Consider the following 15547-nt stretch of genomic DNA (forward strand, 5'->3'; position numbering starts at 1 on the left):
TGGGCTTGCACTACCCTTGCACGCGGGTGGCGATCCGATCACCGATGCATTTGCCCTCAACGCGCAGACTTTTCAAGGAACCTCCCCCAATGCGGCTCCCTAAACTTCCGATGGCCTTTTCATCGCTCGCTGTCGCCCTCGCGCTCGGCGCTGCCGCTCCGGCCTTCGCACAGGAAGCTGCCCCTGCCGCACCTGCGCAGGCCCCCGCGCCCGCAGCGCCCACGACCCCGCCCAAGCTGATCGTCGCGATCTCTGTCGACCAGTATTCCGCCGATCTGTTCCAGCAGTACCGGGAACGGTATACCAAGGGCCTCGCGCGGTTGCTGCAGGGCACGGTGTTTCCCTCGGGCTTCCAGTCTCACGCGGCGACCGAAACCTGCCCCGGCCACTCCACCCTGCTGACCGGCGTGCACCCCAATCGCACGGGCATCATCGCCAACAACTGGTTCGTCCCCGGCATCGGCCGCGACGACAAGCAGGTCTACTGCTCCGAAGACGAGACCAATCCCAAGAGCACGTCCGAGGATTCGGTCATCAGCCCGGATCACCTCAAGGCGCCGACCCTGGGCGATCTCCTCAAAAAGAAGAACCCCGCCAGCCTCAATGTCGCGGTTTCGGCCAAGGACCGCGCGGTCGTGATGATGAGCGGTCACACCGCCGACGCCGCCTACTGGCTCAAGGGCAAGGGCTTCACCAGCTTCGAGGGGCGCAAGCTGTCCGCCGCCGCGCTGGCCGAAAACAAGGCGCTTGCCGCCACGGTCGCGGCAGGCGCGGGCGAACTGCCGGTGCCGGGCTGGTGCGGCGATGTCGACCGCGCGATCGACGTGGGCGGTTTCACCATCGGCACGTACCGGTTCCCGCTGAAAGCCGGCGACATGAAGGGGTTCGCCAACAGCCCGCGCATGGATGAGGCGACCACCGATCTGGCTATCCGCCTGCTCGACGAGATGCCGCTGGGCAAGGACGACGTGCCCGACGTGCTCTCGGTCAGCTACTCGGCTACCGACAAGGTCGGCCATGCCTACGGCAACGAGGGCGTCGAGATGTGCATCCAGATGGCGGTGCTCGACCAGACGATCGGCACGTTGCTGAGCGCGCTCGATGCGCGCGGGCTGGACTATGTGGTCGCGCTCAGCGCCGACCACGGCGGCGCCGATGCCCCCGAGCGCATGAAACTGCAGGGCGTGCCCGAAGCCGCGCGCCTTGACCCGTCGCTGACCGACGAGGGGCTGTCGGCCTCGGTTTCGAAGGTCACCAAGATCACCCCCAAGTCCGGTCCGCTGCTTTACGGTGCAGGCGGCTCGGGCGATATCTGGCTCAACGCGGGGCTCACCTCGGCGCAGCGCAAGAAAGTGATCGCCGAACTGGTCAGCCAGCTCAAGGCCAACCCGCAGATCTCGGGCGTCTACACCGCCGAGGAACTGAAGAAGGTCAAGGTCCCCAGCGGCCATCCGCAGGACTGGAGCGAGATCGAGATCGTCGCCGCCTCCTTCGATCCGACCCGTTCGGGCGACGTGCTGATGATGACGAAGCGGGCCGTCGTGCCCGGCACCAAAGCCGTTCCCGGCTACACCGCCACTCACGGCAGCCCCTGGGATTACGATCGCCGCGTGCCGATGCTGTTCTGGCGCAAGGGCCAGGTCCGCATGGAGCAGGCGCAGCCTGTGGAGACGGTGGACATCGCCCCGACCCTCGCCGCGCTGGTGGGTTTGAGCGAACCGGCCGGCACCTGGGACGGCAGATGTCTCGACATCTACGCCGGGGAGTCCGATAGCTGCTCGTGATGAGCGACTCGAATACGACTGCACCGAATACGGCCCTTGCACCCTCCAAAGGTGAACGCCGTGACCTGATAATCCTGGGCGGCGGCCTTGTCGGCATGACGCTGGCGCTGGCCGCCGCAAAGGCCGGGATCACCTCCCACGTGATCGACCGGGCCGACCCGGCCGATCTCGTGGCCGAGGGCGCCGATGCGCGCGCCTCGGCCATCTCGACGGCAAGCTGGAACCTGTTCACTAACATCGGCCTCGCCGGGCGGCTGAAACCGCTTGGCTGCCCGATCGATTCCATTGCCGTCACCGACGGGATGAAGCCGGGCCGGATCGATTTTACGCCCAAGCCGGAAGAAGGCTCGCTGGGCCGGATGTTCGCCAACCGCGACTTGCGGATCGCCCTGTTCGACGCTGCGCGCGAAGAGCCGGCCATCGCCTGGCATGTAAAGACCGAAGCGGTGCGCCGGGATCGCAGCGCTCACGGCGTCGAGGTGGAGCTTGCCGACGGGCGGATACTCACCGGCTCGCTGCTGGTGGCCGCAGAGGGCCGGCAGTCGCCCACCCGCGATGAAGCCCGCTTCGCGCTCGCCAAATGGGATTACAAGCACCGCGCCACCGTGGCGGCGCTGTTCCACGAAAAGTCGCACGAGAACACCGCCTGGGAAATCTTCTACCCCGCCGGTCCCTTCGCGCTGCTGCCGCTGCTGGACGATGAACAGGGCCGCCATCGCAGCGCCCTCGTGTGGACCGTGGCCGAAAAGGATGCGGCCGGGGTCATGGCCATGCCCGATGCGATGTTCGTCAACGAGGTCGCCTCGCGGATGCACGGCGTGCTGGGCGCGATCTCGCTCGCGGCGCCGCGCATGAGCTACCCTTTGCGTTTCCACCATGCCGGCCGCGTGGTGGACGAGCGCCTGGCGGTGATCGGCGATGCGGCGCACGGGATGCACCCGATCGCGGGACAGGGGCTCAACCTGGGCCTGCGGGATGTCGGCGCTCTGGTAGAGGTACTTACCGAGGGCATGCGCCTCGGGCTGGAACCCGGCGATGCGCAGATGCTCGCGCGGTATGAGAAGTGGCGCAGCCTCGATACCTTCATGGTGATGTCGGTGACGGACGGGCTGACGCGCCTGTTCGGCATTCCCGGCCGCCTGCCCAGCGCGGCGCGCCGACTGGGAATGGGCGCGGTTCAGCGCCTGCCCGCGCTCAAACGCTTCTTCATGGACGAGGCGCGGGGCATGTCCGGCAAGCTGCCGGAGCTGCTGCGGGCATAGCCTTCATATCGTTATGATGGACTTGCGGCCCGGGCCAGATCGTCCGGGCGGTCCACGTCGAAATGGATCGCGGGGTCGCTGCAGTCGACGAATATCACATCATCCCTGCGGCGCAGCAGGCGTCCGGCGCCTTCGTCCCCGGTAAGGGCGTAAATGTCTGCAAATGCGCGGGAGGATAGCAACACCGGGTGGCCGGGGCGGCCTCCCTGGCGCGGCATGGCGGCATAGGCCGGGCCGATAGCGGCAGCGAGGCTTGCGGCCAGCCCCTGCGGTATCCGCGGCATGTCGCCAAGGAACACAAAGGCGCCCTTGGCATCGCCCGCCGCAGCGATGCCGGCCTTTAGTGTGTCGGACAGCGCGCTGCTGGCAAGCCGCACAACCTCCACCGCAGGTTCGCCCGGCCATGGCTCCAGCGTAAGGCCGGGCCGCGTAACGACCACGACTTTCACTACGGGCGCGGCGCGGGCGGCGCGGATCGCGTGGGTCAGCAGGGGGACGCCGTCCAGCGGGGCAGAGAGCTTGTCGCTACCGAAGCGGACGGCGTGACCGGCGGCAAGAACGATCGCCGCGAACGAGTCGCCCGGCAGGCCTCCATATGCGGTCACGCGCGCTCGCGCGCCGGATTCAGGGCCTGCATGATTTCGGCGATGATACCTGTCGCCACTTCCCACGGCGATTTTCCCAGACCCGGGACGCCCGGCGACAGATGCAGCCGGGACAGTTCTTCGGCGCTGGCGCCTGCCGCTTCCAGCGCGGCGAGGCGTTCGCCCGCGCGCGATTTCGCGCCGATCATGCCGACATAGCCAGCTTGCCCGCGCAGCGCGGCAAGGCAGCCGGCCAGGTCGTGGTGATCTTCGTGCGTGGCGCCAAGATAGGCAGTCCAGCGATCGACCTTGAGCCGGGCTAGCGCTTCGGCGGGTTCCTCGCGCAGATACTGCGCCACCGGGAAGGGCGGGGGTGCCTGAGGGCCGCCGGGGCGCAGCAGGATCGTTTCGAATTGCGCCATCGCGCCCAGCCTGGCTGCGGCGAGCGCTCCGGGATCGCCGCCCGAGACGATCAGCCGGCGCGGCGGATCGTAACGGCGGGCGATGCGAAGCGGCTCGTTCGTGAAGGACAGCAGCGGGCCGGCATCTTCGGTGACGGACTGTGTCTCGCCGTCGCTGACCCAAGTGCAGGAACGGCGCTCCGCCGCGTGACGCAGCAGGGCGTGCAGGGCGGGCGAATCGCTCGACACGCGTTCGAGCAGGACGTGGAGGGCGCCGCCGCAGCGCAGCCGAAGGTCGATCCAGGGGCTGCCCATGCCGTAGTGCAGGCGCCGGGGCCGGCCATCGGCAAGCACTCCGGCGGCATGGTTGGCGACATCGCCTTCGATGCAGTCGCCCGAGAAGTAGCCGCTTGCCGAAACGACGCCGTCGGCTCCGGCTGCGAACAGCATCTGCGCGCCGGGCCCTCGCGGAGCGCTGCCGGCGACCCGAAATAGCGTTGCCAGTGCAGCCGGGCGGCCATCCGCTACCTGCCTAGCAAGCGCGGGGCGGATATCGTCCACCCAGCCGAACTCGGGCCAGTCGGCGCTTTCGATCTCGGCGGTGAGGGGCTGGTCTGCAAGTATGGTCATGAGGTGCGTGCCGTGCCGCGCTCGGCCGTGTCGCCGGCCAGCGGGACGATCACAAGGCGGTGCAGGATGTTCGCGACCTGCTCCGGCGACAGGCGGGGACCGGCGCTATCGCCGACCTGTGCCAGCCACCACGCCAGGATATCGAACGTCGAGCTTGTGCCATGGATGATGCCCAGATCCTGCGGCAGCCAGTTCCTGCCCGCGCGCGCCGTGATCTCGCGGATGGTCAGCTGCTCGAAGGACTTTTCCTCAAGCAGCGTGAGAAGAGCATCGGTCAGCGCATTGCGCGAACGCATCTGCCGGGCATCAGTGAGGGCACTGCGTTCCAGGCCTTTCAGGCTGGTTTCCATGAGCCATCCTGTATCATTGTGAGAAGCCGGTGTCTAACCGGCGCTGGCCTATGTGCGCAGTACGGGCAGGGATCAGCCCTCGCCGATACGGTCCGCGAACAGCAGGCGGCCGCCTGAGATGTGCCAGAGCGCTTCGTTGAAGTCGGTGTTGCTCATCGCGAAGCAGCCCTCGCTGCGGCCTAGCTTGCCCCATTTCTCGATCATGGTGGGGTCCACGTACCAGGCCGGGTGCATCACGATCGCGCGCGGCAGGGCCAGCGAGTTGTCATTGTCCAACCCGACAAGGCGGATAGAGGTCCCGTACTTGCCCTTATACCATTCGGCGGTGAGGTAAGCCCCGCGCGAGGTGGCCTCGGAACCGGGAGTGTTGGAGAAACTTTGCAGCCAGCCGCTGTGCGCCGGATCGGAACCGCGTCCGTGGGCAACTAGGAACGAGCGCACGGTCCCGTTCTCCAGATTCGCGAAATGCAGGCGCGGCTTCCACGAAGGCTGCGCGAAATCGACGATCCCGACGACGTCCGCGCGCCACAGATGTCCGCGCACGCGCTGGGCCTGGAGCGAAGCGACCTGAAGGACGCGATTCTGGTATGAGGTCAGCCCGCTGGCCAGCGCCGGGGCGGTGGAAAGGCCGGTCGGGAACGTGCTCGCCAGAGTGGCGGCGGCGCCTTCGCCGGGTGCAGCGTCGCCGGAATTCAGTTCTTCCGCCGCGAAGACACGCGATGGCAGGGCGAGGCCAAGGCCTGCTACGAGACTGCCTTTAATGACTTTCCGCCGGGAATGGGTGCGATCCATAGTTGTACTTATACCACAACCGGACGCAGCGATCTACCGTTCCGTCGAGCGATTGGCGCACCCGCAGAGCGCTCTGGCGCAACGGTGCCTTAGTGGGCGTATTTACACGAATACGCGGTCCCGGTCTTTCCCCGGGACCACGCGATCCGCGAATCAGGCCACTACTTTCAACGACTTGCGGCTGTGCTGGGCGATCCAGTCTTCCAGTACCGGAGCGATCCGGTTCCGCCACTTGCTGCCATTGAAGATGCCGTAATGGCCCACTTCCTCGGCCAGATAATACTTCTTGCTCTTCTCGGGCAGGTGGCTTGCCAGGTGGAGCGCGGCACGGGTCTGGCCGATGCCGGAGATATCGTCGCGCTCGCCCTCGACCGCCAAAAGTGCGGTGTCGCGAATGCCCGACAGATCGATGACCTCGCCGCGGTGGACGAATTCACCCTTGGGCAGGGAGTGTTTCTGGAACACATGTTCGACCGTCTGGAGATAGAAGTCGGCGGTCATGTCGCATACCGCGCGGTATTCATCGTAGAATGCCTTGGTCGAATCCGCGCTGTCACCGTCGCCGGCGACCATGTGCTTGAACATGCCGTAGTGGCTCATCATGTGGCTGCCCAGGTTCATCGACATGAAGCCGGCCAACTGCAGGAAGCCCGGATAGACCTGACGGCCGGCGCCCGGGTACATCTGCGGGACGGTGGCAACGACGTTGTTCTCGAACCACGAAAGCGGCTGCTGCATCGCCACGTCGTTGACGCTGGTAGGTGCTTCGCGGGTATCGATCGGGCCGCCCATCATGGTCAGAGTGGCAGGGCGGCAGGGATGCTTCTTGGCGCCCATGAGCGCGGTGGCGGCATAGGCCGGGACCGAAGGCTGGCACACCGCGAGCATATGCGCGCCGGGACCGATGTGTTCGAGGAAGCCGATCACATAATCGATGTAATCGTCGAGGTCGAACTTGCCAGCGCTGGCGGGAACCAGCTTCGCGTCGGCCCAGTCGGTGATGTAGACTTCGCAGCTTTCCGCCATGCGCGCCACGGTGCCGCGCAGAAGGGTGGCGTAGTGGCCGCTCATCGGAGCCACGATCAGCAGCTTGGGAGCATTCTCCGGCAGGCCCGGATGCTCGAAGCGCAGAAGATTGCCGAAGGGACGATGCAGCACGATCGATTCGGTGATCGGATGGATCTTGCCGCCCACGGTCACCGTCTCGATGTCGAAGGAAGGCTTGCCGCGCGGCGCAGCAGCGTGCGCGAATACGTCGAGCGCGGAGGCCATGACAGGGCCAAATCCGAAGTAACCCATTGGAAGTTTGGGATTGCTCAGTATTTCCGCGCTGACCGACGCCCATGCGGCGGCGCCGCTCATCATCGTACGTTGCAGTTCGTAGGCGTTGTAAAGCAAAGCGAATCTCCTGGCCGAAGTCGGCCGTCAATCGGTCAATTAAACCATGATCTGGGCACTAGGGGCTAATGGTGCAACGCGGCAATTACGAAATCTGTTAGTCGTATTTCGCGCAAATCCACCGCTTCGTCGCGAATCTCCCTTGTTATGAATGCCCTGCCATCAAGGAAGCCCCTGTATCCAAGGGGGCCTTTTCCTTCATGGCGCTAGGCTGTAAGGGCGCGCAATGGACACGGCGCAGGGCATATCCGCTTCATCTGACGGCACAGCCGCACCGGCGCAGCGCAGCAGGAGCCGCAAGGGGAACCTCGGCCCCTTGCGCATGGTCTGGCGCGAGATGCTCAAGTATCCGGGCTGGATGGCCACGGCGGGCCTGGCGTTGATCACCACGGCGACGTCGACCTTGGCCATCCCGTTCGGTTTTCGCCAGATCATCGACCAGGGTTTCGCGAAAGGCGCCGATCCTCATGCGATCCGCTGGTGGTTTGCGGCGTTGCTTGGCGTGGTGGTGGTGCTGGCTGTCGCCACTGCGATCCGGTTCTACGCGGTTTCCTGGCTTGGTGAGCGCGTAATTGCAGACATCCGCCTCAGGGTGCAGCGGCACATGCTGACGCTGGCGCCCGGTTTCTTCGAGGAAAACAGCCCCAAGGAAATCTCTTCGCGCCTGACCGCCGACACCGCGATCATCGAACAGATCGTGGGCACCACGGTATCGGTGGCGCTGCGCAATGCGATCATGGCGATCGGCGGGGTGATCTACCTCTTCGCGCTGGAGCCCCGGCTGACAGCAGGACTGGTCATCGCCATTCCCGTGGTGATCGTGCCGATCGCCATCTTCGGGCGGCGGCTGCGCGCGGTATCCCGGTCGAGCCAGGACCGCGTCGCCGATATCGGCGCGCTGACGGGCGAAGTGCTCGGCGCGATCAAGATCGTGCAGGCGTTCAACCAGGAAGGCCGCGAGCATGAGCGGTTCGCCGCCGCCGTCGAGCGCACGTTCGATACCGGCAAGAAGCGCATCTTCATCCGCGCGATCATGACTGCGGTGATCATGTTCCTGATCTTCGGCGCGATCACGGTCATCATGTGGTGCGGCGCTATCGGTGTTGCCGCCGGATCGATAACGGGCGGCACGATCGCCGCTTTCGTGGTCACCGCTGGCATCGTGGCGGGTGCGTTCGGCTCGCTGACCGAGGTCTACGGCGATCTTGTGCGCGGCGCAGGTGCCGCCAGCCGCCTTGCCGAACTGCTGGGCGAGCGTCCGACCATCTCCGCGCCTGCCCGCGCGCTTGTCATGCCCCAGCCGCCGCGCGGCAAGCTCGCGTTCGAGCGGGTGACTTTCCGCTATCCCTCGCGGCCGGAATTGCCGGCGCTGCACGATTTCAACCTAACCATCGAACCGGGCGAGACTGTGGCGATCGTCGGCCCCTCGGGCGCGGGCAAGTCGACACTGTTCCAGTTGGCCGAGCGTTTCTACGATCCGCAGAGCGGCGCCATCAAGATCGACGGAGTGCCGCTTGCCTCCGCCGATCCGGGAGAAATTCGCGCGCGCATCGCCCTGGTGCCGCAGGAAGGCGTGCTGTTCGCCGCCAGCGCCCGCGACAACTTGCGCTATGGCAACTGGCAGGCCGATGACGCCGCGATCTGGGAAGCGGCCAGAGCGGCCAACGCGGAAAGTTTCCTGCGCGCGCTACCGCAGGGCCTGGATACCTTCCTGGGCGAGGATGGCGCCCGCCTTTCCGGCGGCCAGCGCCAGCGCATCGCGATCGCCCGCGCACTGCTGCGCGACGTGCCGATCCTGCTGCTGGACGAGGCGACCAGCGCGCTCGATGCCGAAAGCGAGCGGCTGGTGCAGGATGCGCTCGAACGGTTGATGGCGCACCGTACCACGCTGGTAATCGCCCACCGCCTCGCCACGGTGCGCCAGGCCGACCGCATCATCGTCATGGAAGATGGTCGCATTGTCGAACAGGGCACGCACGAAAGTCTGACGCGGGCCAGCGGCCTTTATGCGCGCCTTGCCTCGCTTCAGTTCGACAGCCCGCCGATCATCCCGCTGGGTTGACGCCTACTCTGGGGACGGCGCTGTCAGCAAAGGGGGAGGCTCGTTTGTGGGAGCGGTGCCAGTCGGGATTGCGGCTGATTTGCCGCTCATCGCAAGGCAGAGCCGATCCGACGCCATTTTCGGGTAGCATTGCGCGGCATGACAATTATGTTGCGCGCCATCGTGGGTCGTCGTGACCCGGCCGTAATATCCTGTCGTACCCCCATTTTTACGAAAAGGTCAGGACATGCTCCGCTTCTCCAGCAAGGTGCTCGCTTCCAGCGCCGCTGTTTCCGTTTTCGCCCTCGGCTTCGGTCTTTCCGGCATTGCATCCGCGCAGGAGGCAGCACCTGCCGCCAAGCCTTCGCTCGCGCCCTCTGCCGACTGGGGCAAGTTCGGGGTCCAGACCCAGTGGATAGACAAGTCGGTCAAGCCCGGCGACGATTTCGACGCCTACGTCAACGGCACCTGGAACAAGACCGTTGAACTGCCCGCCGATCGCACGCGCTGGGGCTCTTTCATCGAGCTGAACGACTTGTCGGAACAGCGCGTTCACGCGATCCTCGATGAACTGGTCGCCTCCAACCCCGCGCCGGGTTCGGACGCCGCGCGCATCGCGGCCGCCTACAAGGCGTTCATGGACACCGGCGCTATCAACGCGGCCGGTCTTGCCCCGGCCAAGCCTTACTTCGACCGGATCAAGGCGGCAAAGACCCCCGCCGATCTCGCCCATCTATTCGGCCAGCCCGGCTATGCCTCGCCGCTGGGCGCCTATGTCGGCGCGGACGACAAGCAGAGCGACATCTATGCGCTCAACATCGGCGTCTCCGGACTCGGCCTGCCCGACCGCGACTACTACCTGAAGAACGACGAGCGTTCGGTCACCCTGCGCGCCCAGTATCAGACTTATCTGGCGTTCCTGCTCGGCAAGGCCGGCTATCCCGACGCGCAAGGCGCCGCCAAGGCGGTGCTCGCACTGGAAACCAGCATCGCCCAGGCCGACTGGGACCGCGCCGCTGCACGCAACCCCGACCTTACCTACAACAAGCTGCCCGTCGCCGAATTCGAAGCCATGGGTTCGCCCGGCGTGGTGAAGGGCTTCCTCACCAGCCTCGGCGCGCAGAAGGCCACTTATGTGCTGGTCGCCGAGATCCCGCCCACGGCCGAGGAACTGAAGGCCGCCCGCATCGACGCGGCAAAGGCGCAGACGCTGTTCGGCGGCGGTGTGCCGGCGGTTATCAAGCTGGTGGACACGGTGCCGGTGGCGACTTGGCAGGCCTACATGACCGCGCATTTCCTCAGCGATAATGCCACGGTCCTGCCGTCCGAAATCGACGACGCGCGCTTCGCCTTCTACGGCAAGACGCTTTCCGGGCAGCCTGAACAGCGCGCCCGCTGGAAGCGCGGCATCGCGGCTGTCGAAGGCATGGCCGGCGAACTGGTCGGCAAGATCTACGCCGCGAAGTATTTCCCGGCCGAGCAGAAGGCGGCGATGACCGACCTTGTCGCCAACCTGCGCAAGGCGATGGGCGTCAACCTCAAGGACCTGGCGTGGATGAGCCCCGCCACCCGCGTCGAGGCCAAGGCCAAGCTGGATGCCTTCACGCCCAAGATCGGCGCTCCGGCGACGTTCAAGACGTATGACGGCCTTGCCTTCTCGCCCACCGATCCGCTGGGCAATGCCGTTGCCGCCGGCGCCTGGCAGAGCGCTTTCGACATGAACCGCATCGGCCAGAACGTCGACCGCGCGGAGTGGGGAATGCTGCCCGAGACGGTCAACGCCTACTACAATTCGACCTTCAACGAGATCGTCTTCCCCGCCGCGATCCTGCAGCCGCCGTTCTTCAACCTGACGGCGGACCCGGCGGTCAACTACGGCGGTATCGGCGCGGTGATCGGCCATGAAATGGGCCATGGCTTCGACGATCAGGGCGCCAAGTCCGATGGCACCGGCAACCTGCGGGACTGGTGGACCCCGGCAGACAAGGCTGCGTTCGAGAAGCTGCAGGACAAGCTGGCGGCGCAGTATGACGCGCTTTGCCCGTTCGATGATGGCAAGACCTGCGTCAACGGTCACCTCACCATGGGCGAGAACATCGGCGATCTTGGCGGCCTCAGCCTTGCCTACCGCGCCTACAAGCTGTCGCTGAACGGCAAGCCGGCCCCGGTGATCGACGGTTTCACCGGCGACCAGCGCTTCTTCATGGGCTGGGCGCAGGTCTGGCGCTCGAAGGTGCGCGAGGCGCAGGCCCGCCAGTTCCTGATCACCGATCCGCACTCGCCGCCGCAGTACCGCATCAACGGGATCGTCCGTAACTTCGACGAGTGGTACAAGGCGTTCGGCGTGAAGCCGGGCCAGAAGCTGTACCTTGCGCCCAAGGACCGCGTGCGTATCTGGTAAAACCCTGCGCAGGCCCGCCCCGCCCACTCACACGAGTTGGCGGCAGCGGGGCGGGCCTCGCACCGCCGGTATTTTCGATGCCCGGCAAAATTCCGCGTTGCAGCACGTCCCCGGTTGACTTGGCCTGTCCATACGGCATGACCTTTCGCCCATGGACCTTACCTTCACCGCGATCCTCCTCGGCATTGTCGAGGGCCTCACCGAGTTCCTGCCCGTCTCTTCGACCGGCCATCTCATCCTTGCCACCCGCCTTTTCGGCTACGATTCGAGCCAGTGGGCGACGTTCAACATCGTCATCCAGCTGGGCGCGATCCTGGCCGTGATCGTGCAGTTCTGGCGCACCTTCTGGGCCGTCGGCATGGGGCTTCTGAAGCTCAATCCCACGTCGATCCGCTTCGTGCGCAACGTGCTGCTGGCCTTCATCCCCTCAGCCATTCTCGGCCTGCTTCTCAAGCACTACATCGACGCATTGCTGGGCGAACCGGCCGTGGTGGCCTGGGCGCTAATCATCGGCGGCTTCGCGATCCTTGGCGTCGAAAAGATCGCCAAGCCCGGCCCACTGACCGGCGTTGCCGAACTGCCCGCAAAGCAGTGTCTCGGCGTCGGCCTCGCGCAGTGCCTCGCGATGGTGCCGGGTGTCAGCCGTTCCGGCGCGACGATCATGGGCGCGCTGGCGATGGGCGTTGAGCGCCGCACCGCCGCCGAATTCAGCTTCTTCCTTGCCGTTCCCACGATGGTCGGGGCGACCACGCTGGAACTGCTGGGCGCGCGCGAGGAACTGATGGCGGGCACCGGCATTGTGGGCTGGAACGAGATCGCCATCGGCTTCTTCGTTTCCTTCGTGGTGGCACTGGTTGTCATCAAGGCGTTCATGGCCTTCGTCAGCAAGTCCGGTTTCGCGCCATTTGCGTGGTATCGCATCGTTGCCGGAGCGCTGGCACTGTTCCTCCTTTCGAGGGTCTGACACATGGGTAGCGGCAAGGATAAAGGCGACACCGAAAAGCTCCACCGCAAGGACTACGAGAAGCTTCTCGAGCCTATGGAGGAGGAACTGGTAGCCATGGCGCGCTGGGCGCAGAAAACGTCCGCGCGCATCCTTGTCCTGTTCGAAGGGCGCGACACTGCCGGCAAGGGCGGCGCGATCAAGGCCCTGTCCGGCCAGCTCAACCCACGCCAGTGCCGCACCGTTGCGCTCGCCGCGCCAAGCGACCGCGAGCAGGGGGAGTGGTACTTCCAGCGCTATGTGCCGCATCTGCCCGCGCGCGGCGAAATCGTCCTGTTCGATCGCTCGTGGTACAACCGCGCCGGGGTCGAACGGGTGATGGGCTATGCCGACCACAGCCAGGTCGAGGCCTTCCTGCACCACGCCCCGCTGTTCGAGAAGGCGCTCGTCGACGATGGCATCCTGCTGTTCAAGTACTGGCTATCGTGCGACCAGGAGAAGCAGGAGGAACGCCTTGCCGAACGCGCCGAGGACCCGCTCAAGCGCTGGAAGCTGTCGCCGGTCGATATCGCCGCGCGGGAGAAGTACGATGAGTACACCCTGGCGCGCGAAGCGATGCTGAAGGCCAGTCACACCGCCCATGCGCCGTGGACGCTGGTGGACTTCAACGACCAGAAGCGGGGCCGCCTTACCCTGATTCGCGATTTTCTCGATCGCCTGCCCGACACGGGTCTCGAAGCGCCCGAACTCGACCTGCCGCCGCTTAAAGGAAAGCTCCGCCGCGAGAAATTCGGCGTTCTCGAGCCGATCAGGTCGTTTCCGATGCCCTGAATCGGCGTCCGGTGCTTGACTTTGCGGGACCGATTCTGCATGGGCCGCAGCCTTGCAGGGCAGTATACACATGCCGCCCTCGTGGTATTGTTTAAACGCCGGCCTGCCAGGGCGGCTGAAACTTAGAGAGTACAGGAACCGCCATGGCGAAGCCCGCAACCGTCAAGATCCGTCTGGTCTCGACCGCCGACACCGGATTTTTCTACGTCACGAAGAAGAATCCTCGGAACACCACCGAGAAGATGAGCTTCTCCAAGTACGATCCCGTCGTGCGCAAGCATGTCGAGTTCAAGGAAGCCAAGATCAAGTAAGGTTCACGGTCGGTTCAAGGCTGTGAACCCAATGGGGAAGCCATGAACCGTACCAACAGAACTTTTCGATCCTGCGTTGGCGCGGCCGCTTTGGCCGCGCTTTCCATTCCAGCTATCACGCTGTCGCACCCGGCTCTCGCAGCCGAGCCTGCCGATGCAAAGCAGCTGGCACAGGCCGTCGAGGCGCTGCGCGCTATCGATAGCCTGAAGGCCGACTTCGTCCAGACCGATCGTTCCGGCCAGTCCGTGAACGGCGTGCTGACGCTCAAGCGGCCCGGCAAGATCCGTTTCCAGTACGAGAAGAGCGCCAACATGCTCATCGTCGGCGACGGCAAGGCCCTGACCCTCATCGACTACGACGTGCGCCAGGTGCAGCGCTGGCCGATCAGCAATAGCCCGCTGGGCGCACTGCTCGATCCCAAGCGCGATGTCGCCAAGTTCGGCCGGGTTTTGCAGACCGGCAATCCCAATGTCATCAGCATCGAGGTGCGTGATCGCACGCATCCCGAATACGGGGTCATCACGCTGATCTTCCAGCGCAAGGCCTCTGCGCCGGGCGGGCTGGAGCTGACCTACTGGGTTTCGCTCGATTCGCAGAACAAGCGCACCACCATATCCCTGTCGAATCAGCGCTACGGCGTGCCGGTCACCGACAATGATTTTCGCTGGAATGATCCGCGTCCCAGGAATCGCCGTTAACGCGCTCGTCGCCGGCTCGGAACGGGTCGGCGCAGGTTGTGCGCGCTTAGCGACAAACAGCGACAGTTTTCTGAATTTCGTTCACTTGGCAGCAAGGCAATCCATCCTACATAGGTGTTGTCAGAGCGGTTTTGAGGCGGGTTTCCCCCCTGTTGCCCGCGCCTCCTGAGTGACCGCTTTGATACCTAGCGTGACGAACGCTTACAGGAACCCTCGAGCCTCTGCCCCCGGCTCGAGGGTTTTCTGTTGCCTGCCTTCGGGCTGTCAACTTATCGAGGCCCTGCGGCGCCCTCTGGCATTTCCCGAACCGGGTGCCTAAAGCCAGCGCCATGAAAATCGCCACCTGGAACATCAACTCCGTCCGCCTGCGCATCGATCAGGTTGAGCGCCTCCTTACCGAGCAGGCGCCTGACGTGCTGTGCCTGCAGGAAATCAAGGTTGCCGAATCCCTGTTCCCGCATGAGATGTTCGAGCGTCTTGGCTACACTCACCGCGCCATCCACGGCCAGAAGGGTTACCACGGCGTCGCCACGGTCTCGAAAGTGCCGTTCCGAGACTTCTCCAAGTACGACTGGCAGGACAACGGCGAGGCCCGCCATATCGGCGTGGAACTGCTCGGCCCCGGTCAGGGCATGATCCTGGAGAACGTCTACATCCCCGCCGGCGGCGACGTTGCCGATCGCGCAGTGAACGCCAAGTTCGGCCAGAAGCTGGACTTCCTGGAGCGCATGACCCGCTGGGCCGAAAAGGTCGACCGCCCGACCCTGATCGTGGGCGACTTCAACATCGCCCCGCTCGAATCGGACGTCTACAACCACAAGGCGCTGCTCAAGGTCGTCAGCCACACCCCGCTAGAGGTCGAGACGTTGAAGCGCTTCCAGGACGCGCATGGCTGGGTCGACATGGGCCGCCACTTCATTCCTGCGCCCGAACGCAACTATTCCTGGTGGTCCTACCGCAGCTACTGGCGCGAGAAGGACCAGGGCCGCCGCCTCGATCACATGTGGGCCTCGCCCGATCTGGCGCTGCAGGCGCGCGGCCACCACTTCGTTGAGGAAACGCGCCGCTGGGAACAGCCCAGCGACCACATCCCGCTCGTCACGGAGTTCGAACTCTGAGC

Annotated in this window: 14 protein-coding genes; 9 read left to right on the forward strand and 5 right to left on the reverse strand. The window is 65.1% G+C overall.

What is annotated here, in order from left to right; genetic code table 11:
- Positions 1 to 89 precede the first annotated feature (89 nt).
- Positions 90 to 1784 carry an alkaline phosphatase family protein gene (locus TQ38_RS03360; RefSeq protein WP_043972402.1) on the forward strand — a complete coding sequence of 565 codons (1695 nt, stop codon included), beginning with the start codon at positions 90 to 92 and terminating at the stop codon, positions 1782 to 1784.
- A complete protein-coding gene (locus TQ38_RS03365; protein ID WP_043972400.1) occupies positions 1784 to 3046 on the forward strand; it encodes an FAD-dependent monooxygenase in 1263 nt (420 codons plus the stop codon). Before TQ38_RS03360 ends, TQ38_RS03365 begins: the two co-directional genes overlap by 1 nt.
- A gap of 11 nt (positions 3047 to 3057) precedes the next feature.
- Here the strand turns inward: TQ38_RS03365 and TQ38_RS03370 are convergent, their stop codons facing one another.
- The 5 genes from TQ38_RS03370 to TQ38_RS03390 form a co-directional block, all read right to left on the reverse strand.
- Positions 3058 to 3651 carry an NTP transferase domain-containing protein gene (locus TQ38_RS03370; RefSeq protein ID WP_240197936.1) on the reverse strand — a complete coding sequence of 198 codons (594 nt, stop codon included), beginning with the start codon at positions 3649 to 3651 and terminating at the stop codon, positions 3058 to 3060.
- Entirely contained in the window at positions 3648 to 4661 is a 1014-nt protein-coding gene (locus TQ38_RS03375) for an XdhC family protein (RefSeq protein WP_043972398.1), read from the reverse strand. The genes TQ38_RS03370 and TQ38_RS03375 overlap by 4 nt, the downstream gene beginning before the upstream one ends.
- Positions 4658 to 5011, reverse strand: a complete 354-nt coding sequence (locus tag TQ38_RS03380; RefSeq protein WP_043972396.1) for a hypothetical protein — start codon at positions 5009 to 5011, stop codon at positions 4658 to 4660. The genes TQ38_RS03375 and TQ38_RS03380 overlap by 4 nt, the downstream gene beginning before the upstream one ends.
- Before the next feature lie 72 nt (positions 5012 to 5083).
- On the reverse strand, positions 5084 to 5803 hold the full coding sequence (locus TQ38_RS03385; protein WP_043972394.1) for a murein L,D-transpeptidase catalytic domain family protein: 720 nt from the start codon (positions 5801 to 5803) through the stop codon (positions 5084 to 5086).
- A 153-nt stretch (positions 5804 to 5956) separates the two neighbouring features.
- A complete protein-coding gene (locus TQ38_RS03390; protein ID WP_082057569.1) occupies positions 5957 to 7201 on the reverse strand; it encodes a polyhydroxyalkanoate depolymerase in 1245 nt (414 codons plus the stop codon).
- A 226-nt stretch (positions 7202 to 7427) separates the two neighbouring features.
- On the opposite strand from TQ38_RS03390, the gene TQ38_RS03395 reads away from it, so the two are divergent.
- The 7 genes from TQ38_RS03395 to xth all read left to right on the forward strand — a co-directional run bounded on the left by TQ38_RS03395 (position 7428) and on the right by xth (position 15545).
- Positions 7428 to 9263: an ABC transporter transmembrane domain-containing protein gene (locus TQ38_RS03395; RefSeq protein WP_043972391.1), complete on the forward strand. Its 1836-nt coding sequence runs from the start codon at positions 7428 to 7430 to the stop codon at positions 9261 to 9263.
- Positions 9264 to 9489: 226 nt separating this feature from the next.
- A complete protein-coding gene (locus TQ38_RS03400; RefSeq protein ID WP_043972388.1) occupies positions 9490 to 11643 on the forward strand; it encodes a M13 family metallopeptidase in 2154 nt (717 codons plus the stop codon).
- Between the two features lie 151 nt (positions 11644 to 11794).
- Positions 11795 to 12607 (forward strand): undecaprenyl-diphosphate phosphatase, encoded by an 813-nt coding sequence (locus TQ38_RS03405; RefSeq protein WP_043972385.1) that lies wholly within the window; start codon positions 11795 to 11797, stop codon positions 12605 to 12607.
- A 3-nt stretch (positions 12608 to 12610) separates the two neighbouring features.
- Positions 12611 to 13417 (forward strand): polyphosphate kinase 2, encoded by an 807-nt coding sequence (gene ppk2 / locus TQ38_RS03410; RefSeq protein ID WP_043972382.1) that lies wholly within the window; start codon positions 12611 to 12613, stop codon positions 13415 to 13417.
- A 143-nt stretch (positions 13418 to 13560) separates the two neighbouring features.
- On the forward strand, positions 13561 to 13728 hold the full coding sequence (rpmG, locus tag TQ38_RS03415) for a 50S ribosomal protein L33 (protein WP_007688317.1): 168 nt from the start codon (positions 13561 to 13563) through the stop codon (positions 13726 to 13728).
- A 42-nt stretch (positions 13729 to 13770) separates the two neighbouring features.
- Positions 13771 to 14427 (forward strand): outer membrane lipoprotein carrier protein LolA, encoded by a 657-nt coding sequence (locus TQ38_RS03420; protein ID WP_043972376.1) that lies wholly within the window; start codon positions 13771 to 13773, stop codon positions 14425 to 14427.
- A gap of 329 nt (positions 14428 to 14756) precedes the next feature.
- Complete coding sequence (gene xth, locus TQ38_RS03425) at positions 14757 to 15545, forward strand: exodeoxyribonuclease III (RefSeq protein ID WP_043972374.1); 789 nt, start codon at positions 14757 to 14759, stop codon at positions 15543 to 15545.
- Positions 15546 to 15547: the final 2 nt, after the last annotated feature.

The sequence above is a fragment of the Novosphingobium sp. P6W genome (assembly GCF_000876675.2).
Taxonomy (GTDB): Bacteria; Pseudomonadota; Alphaproteobacteria; order Sphingomonadales; family Sphingomonadaceae; genus Novosphingobium.

What these genes read in the sequence shown, in the direction of transcription:
- TQ38_RS03405 (WP_043972385.1), top strand. Translation starts at nt 11,795, where the DNA reads ATGGACCTTACCTTCACCGCGATCCTCCTCGGCATTGTCGAGGGCCTC.
- xth (WP_043972374.1), top strand. Translation starts at nt 14,757, where the DNA reads ATGAAAATCGCCACCTGGAACATCAACTCCGTCCGCCTGCGCATCGAT.
- TQ38_RS03365 (WP_043972400.1), top strand. Translation starts at nt 1,784, where the DNA reads ATGAGCGACTCGAATACGACTGCACCGAATACGGCCCTTGCACCCTCC.
- TQ38_RS03360 (WP_043972402.1), top strand. Translation starts at nt 90, where the DNA reads ATGCGGCTCCCTAAACTTCCGATGGCCTTTTCATCGCTCGCTGTCGCC.
- TQ38_RS03400 (WP_043972388.1), top strand. Translation starts at nt 9,490, where the DNA reads ATGCTCCGCTTCTCCAGCAAGGTGCTCGCTTCCAGCGCCGCTGTTTCC.
- TQ38_RS03420 (WP_043972376.1), top strand. Translation starts at nt 13,771, where the DNA reads ATGAACCGTACCAACAGAACTTTTCGATCCTGCGTTGGCGCGGCCGCT.
- ppk2 (WP_043972382.1), top strand. Translation starts at nt 12,611, where the DNA reads ATGGGTAGCGGCAAGGATAAAGGCGACACCGAAAAGCTCCACCGCAAG.
- TQ38_RS03375 (WP_043972398.1), bottom strand. Translation starts at nt 4,661, where the DNA reads ATGACCATACTTGCAGACCAGCCCCTCACCGCCGAGATCGAAAGCGCC.
- TQ38_RS03380 (WP_043972396.1), bottom strand. Translation starts at nt 5,011, where the DNA reads ATGGAAACCAGCCTGAAAGGCCTGGAACGCAGTGCCCTCACTGATGCC.
- TQ38_RS03385 (WP_043972394.1), bottom strand. Translation starts at nt 5,803, where the DNA reads ATGGATCGCACCCATTCCCGGCGGAAAGTCATTAAAGGCAGTCTCGTA.
- rpmG (WP_007688317.1), top strand. Translation starts at nt 13,561, where the DNA reads ATGGCGAAGCCCGCAACCGTCAAGATCCGTCTGGTCTCGACCGCCGAC.
- TQ38_RS03395 (WP_043972391.1), top strand. Translation starts at nt 7,428, where the DNA reads ATGGACACGGCGCAGGGCATATCCGCTTCATCTGACGGCACAGCCGCA.